General features: G+C 74.9%; 3 protein-coding genes. 1 reads left to right on the top strand and 2 read right to left on the bottom strand.

Annotated elements, in window-relative coordinates; all coding sequences use genetic code 11:
* A partial coding sequence (gene glp, locus DQW06_RS20325; protein WP_157983517.1) for a gephyrin-like molybdotransferase Glp occupies positions 1-1,196 on the bottom strand: 1,196 nt, incomplete at its 3' end.
* A 137-nt stretch (positions 1,197-1,333) separates the two neighbouring features.
* A complete protein-coding gene (gene galU, locus DQW06_RS20330; RefSeq protein ID WP_013155090.1) occupies positions 1,334-2,272 on the bottom strand; it encodes a UTP--glucose-1-phosphate uridylyltransferase GalU in 939 nt (312 codons plus the stop codon).
* Positions 2,273-2,429: 157 nt separating this feature from the next.
* Here galU and DQW06_RS20335 point away from each other — a divergent pair, with 157 nt between their 5' ends.
* Positions 2,430-3,074, top strand: a complete 645-nt coding sequence (locus DQW06_RS20335; RefSeq protein ID WP_019609860.1) for a 5-formyltetrahydrofolate cyclo-ligase — start codon at positions 2,430-2,432, stop codon at positions 3,072-3,074.
* Positions 3,075-3,119: the final 45 nt, after the last annotated feature.

The raw sequence follows: 3,119 nt of genomic DNA on the forward strand, positions 1-3,119 counted from the left end.
CTGCCCGCGGCCAGTTCTGTCACCTCCTCGGGCACCACCACGAACGCGTTGGCCCCGGCCAGGGCGGACAGCTGGTGCGAGCCCTGGTGCGAGGCCGGGGACACCGTGGGCTCGGCGTCGCGCCCGTAGGGGGACTCCTCCAGCACCGCACGCAGGAAGGAGCGGCGCCCGGGCGGGGAGGTGACCGGCGAGGTGAGCAGGGCGCGCATGCTCGGCAGCGGCCGGGGGTCGAGCCCGCGCAGGCGGCGCAGCGCGGGCCGGACGAAGACCTGGAAGGACACGAAGGCGCTCACCGGGTTGCCGGGCAGCGTGATGATGGGGGTCCGGTCCGGGCCGATCACGCCGAAGCCCTGGGGCTTGCCCGGCTGCATCGCCACCTGGACGAACTCCACGGTGCCCTCGCGGGTGAGCACCTCCTTGACCACGTCGTGGGCGCCCATGCTCACGCCGCCCGTGGTCACCACGATGTCGGCGCGCACCAGCAGGTCGTCCAGCGTGTCGCGCACCGTCTGAGGGTGGTCGCCCACGAACCCGTGGCGGTGCACCTCGCACCCGGCGTCACGCGCGGCGGCGGCGATCATGAAGCTGTTGGACTCCCAGATCTGGCCGGGGCCGAGCGGGCGCCCGGGCTCGACCAGCTCCTCGCCGGTGGAGAGCACCATCACGCGGGGGCGGGCGTAGACCGGGACCGAACGGCGCCCGACGGCCGCCAGGACTCCCATCTCCCCCGGGCCGATGCGCACGCCCGGCCGCAGCACGGTGGCGCCCGCGGTGACGTCGTCCCCCGCGCGGCGCACGGCGTTGCCCTCCTTCACCGGCCGGTCGAAGGTCACGCTGGCCGTGCCGCCGTCGGTCCACTCGACCGGGACCACCGCGTCCGCGCCCGAGGGCATGGGCGCGCCGGTCATGATCCGGGCGGACCTGCCCGGCAGGACCGCGGTCGGGGAGGGGTCGCCCGCCGGGATGTCGGCCACGACCGGCAGCCGCACGGGGTGGTCCGGCGAGGCCGACTCCAGGTCCGCGGCGCGCACCGCGTACCCGTCCATGGACGAGTTGTCGAAGCCCGGCAGCGACACGGGCGAGGTGACGGCCTCGGCCAGCACGGCGCCGTGTGCCTGGAGCAGGTCCAGCTCGGTCGGCACGGGGTCGGGGATCAGTGCCAGGACATCGGCGATGTGCTGTTCGACGCTCTTCACGGGGGTTCCTCCCGGTTCGCGGTTCCTGTGGTGGCCCCGCCTCCCCTCCCTCAGGAGACGGCTCGCGCCCCATTCTTGCCGCGTCCGGCCCCGTATGCGGTGCGCCGGGCCCCGGTCGGGGCGCTCGGGAGTCCCGGTCAGGGGCGCTGGGCCCGCGCGCGGTCGACGAAGTCGCTCAGCCAGGGCAGCAGTTCGTCGGCGAGGTCGGGGCGCCGGCAGGCGAAGTCCACGACCGTGCGGATGTAGTCGGCCTTGTTGCCGGTGTCGTAGCGGCGGCCGCGGAAGAGGACGCCGTGCACCGTACCGCCGTCCTCGGGCTTGCGCCGGGCCAGCTCGCGCAGGGCGTCGGTCAGCTGGATCTCACCGCCCCGGCCGGGCGGGGTCTCGTGCAGGACGGGGAAGACCGCCGGGTCGCAGACGTAGCGGCCGATGATCGCCCAGCGGCTCGGCGCCTGCTCGGGGGCGGGCTTCTCGACCAGGTCGGTAACGGTGACGACGTCGTCCTCGTCGGTGGGCTCGATGCCCGCGCACCCGTACAGGGACACCTGCTCGGGCTCCACCTCCATGAGGGCGACGACGCTGCCGCCGTGGCGCTCGCGCACCTCGATCATGCGGCGCAGCAGGTCGGCGGACTCGATGAGGTCGTCGCCCAGCAGGACGGCGAAGGGGTTGTCACCGACGTGCGCCTCCGCGCACAGCACCGCGTGGCCCAGGCCGCGCGGCTCGCCCTGGCGGACGTAGTGCACCTGGGCGAGGTCGCTGGACTCGCGCACCGAGCGCAGCCGGGCGTCGTCGCCCTTGGCCTCCAACGCCTCCTCCAGCTCGTAGGCCCGGTCGAAGTGGTCCTCGATGGAGCGCTTGCTGCGTCCCGTGATCATCAGGACGTCCTGGAGGGAGGCGGCCACCGCCTCCTCCACGACGTACTGGATCGCGGGCTTGTCCACGATCGGCAGCATCTCCTTGGGCGTGGCCTTGGTCGCGGGCAGGAAGCGCGTGCCCAGGCCCGCGGCGGGTACGACCGCCTTCGTGACGGACACGGAACCGGAGGGTCGCTTGTGGTCGGTGGAGTCGTTCATGTCGGCACTTTAGGCCAGCGGTCGGCCGTCTCCGCGCCTGCACACACAGGAGGGCGCCAAGAAGTACGGATGGTTTCGGGTGGCGGAGGGTGGACCGCCACCGCTTGTTCACCGCACGGGGCAACCGGCCGGGTCGGGGCGGTGCCACACTGGGGCCATGGGCGAGAGCGGACTGCGTGAGGCCAAGGCCGGGCTGCGGAGGGGTTTCCTGGAGCGGCGGCGCGCCCGGGGCCCCGAGGAGCGCGCCCGGGCCGGGTCGGCGGTCCGCGACGCGCTGCTGGACGTCCCGTGGCTGGCCATGGGCGGGACGGTCGCCTGCTACTACTCCGTGGGCGGCGAGCCCGACACCCGCAAGCTGGTGGCGGCGCTGTGGAAGCGCGGCGCCTACGTGCTGCTGCCCGTGTTCCTGCCCGGCGGCGAACTGGACTGGGCGGCCTTCGACGGGCCGGACTCCCTGGCCCCGGCCGGTCACGGGCTGCTGGAGCCCGTGGGCCGCCGCTACGGGCCCGACGCGCTGGCCCGGGCCGACGCGGTGGTCTGCCCGGCCGTGGCCGTGGACCGGCGGGGGACGCGCCTGGGGCGCGGCGCGGGGTGCTACGACCGCGCGCTGGCCCGCAAGGGCCCGCACACCCCGGCGATCGCCCTGGTCCACGACGAGGAGTTCGTGGAGTCGCTGCCCGCCGAGCCGCACGACCGGCCGGTGGACGCCGTGGTCACCCCGTCCGGCGGGGTGCGGGTCCTCGGCGCGGGCGTGTGGCCGGGCGGACCGGCCGAGCGGGAGCGGCTGAGCCGGAAGGACTGAACGGGAGCGGCCGGACCGCGGGGCGGGACCGGGGCGGGATTAACC

It is taken from the genome of Nocardiopsis sp. TNDT3 (genome assembly GCF_003427465.1).
Taxonomy (GTDB): Bacteria; Actinomycetota; Actinomycetes; order Streptosporangiales; family Streptosporangiaceae; genus Nocardiopsis; species Nocardiopsis dassonvillei.

Bases quoted from the DNA above. Each gene is read 5' to 3' on its own strand.
- galU (WP_013155090.1), bottom strand. From the start codon at position 2,272: ATGAACGACTCCACCGACCACAAGCGACCCTCCGGTTCCGTGTCCGTC.
- DQW06_RS20335 (WP_019609860.1), top strand. From the start codon at position 2,430: ATGGGCGAGAGCGGACTGCGTGAGGCCAAGGCCGGGCTGCGGAGGGGT.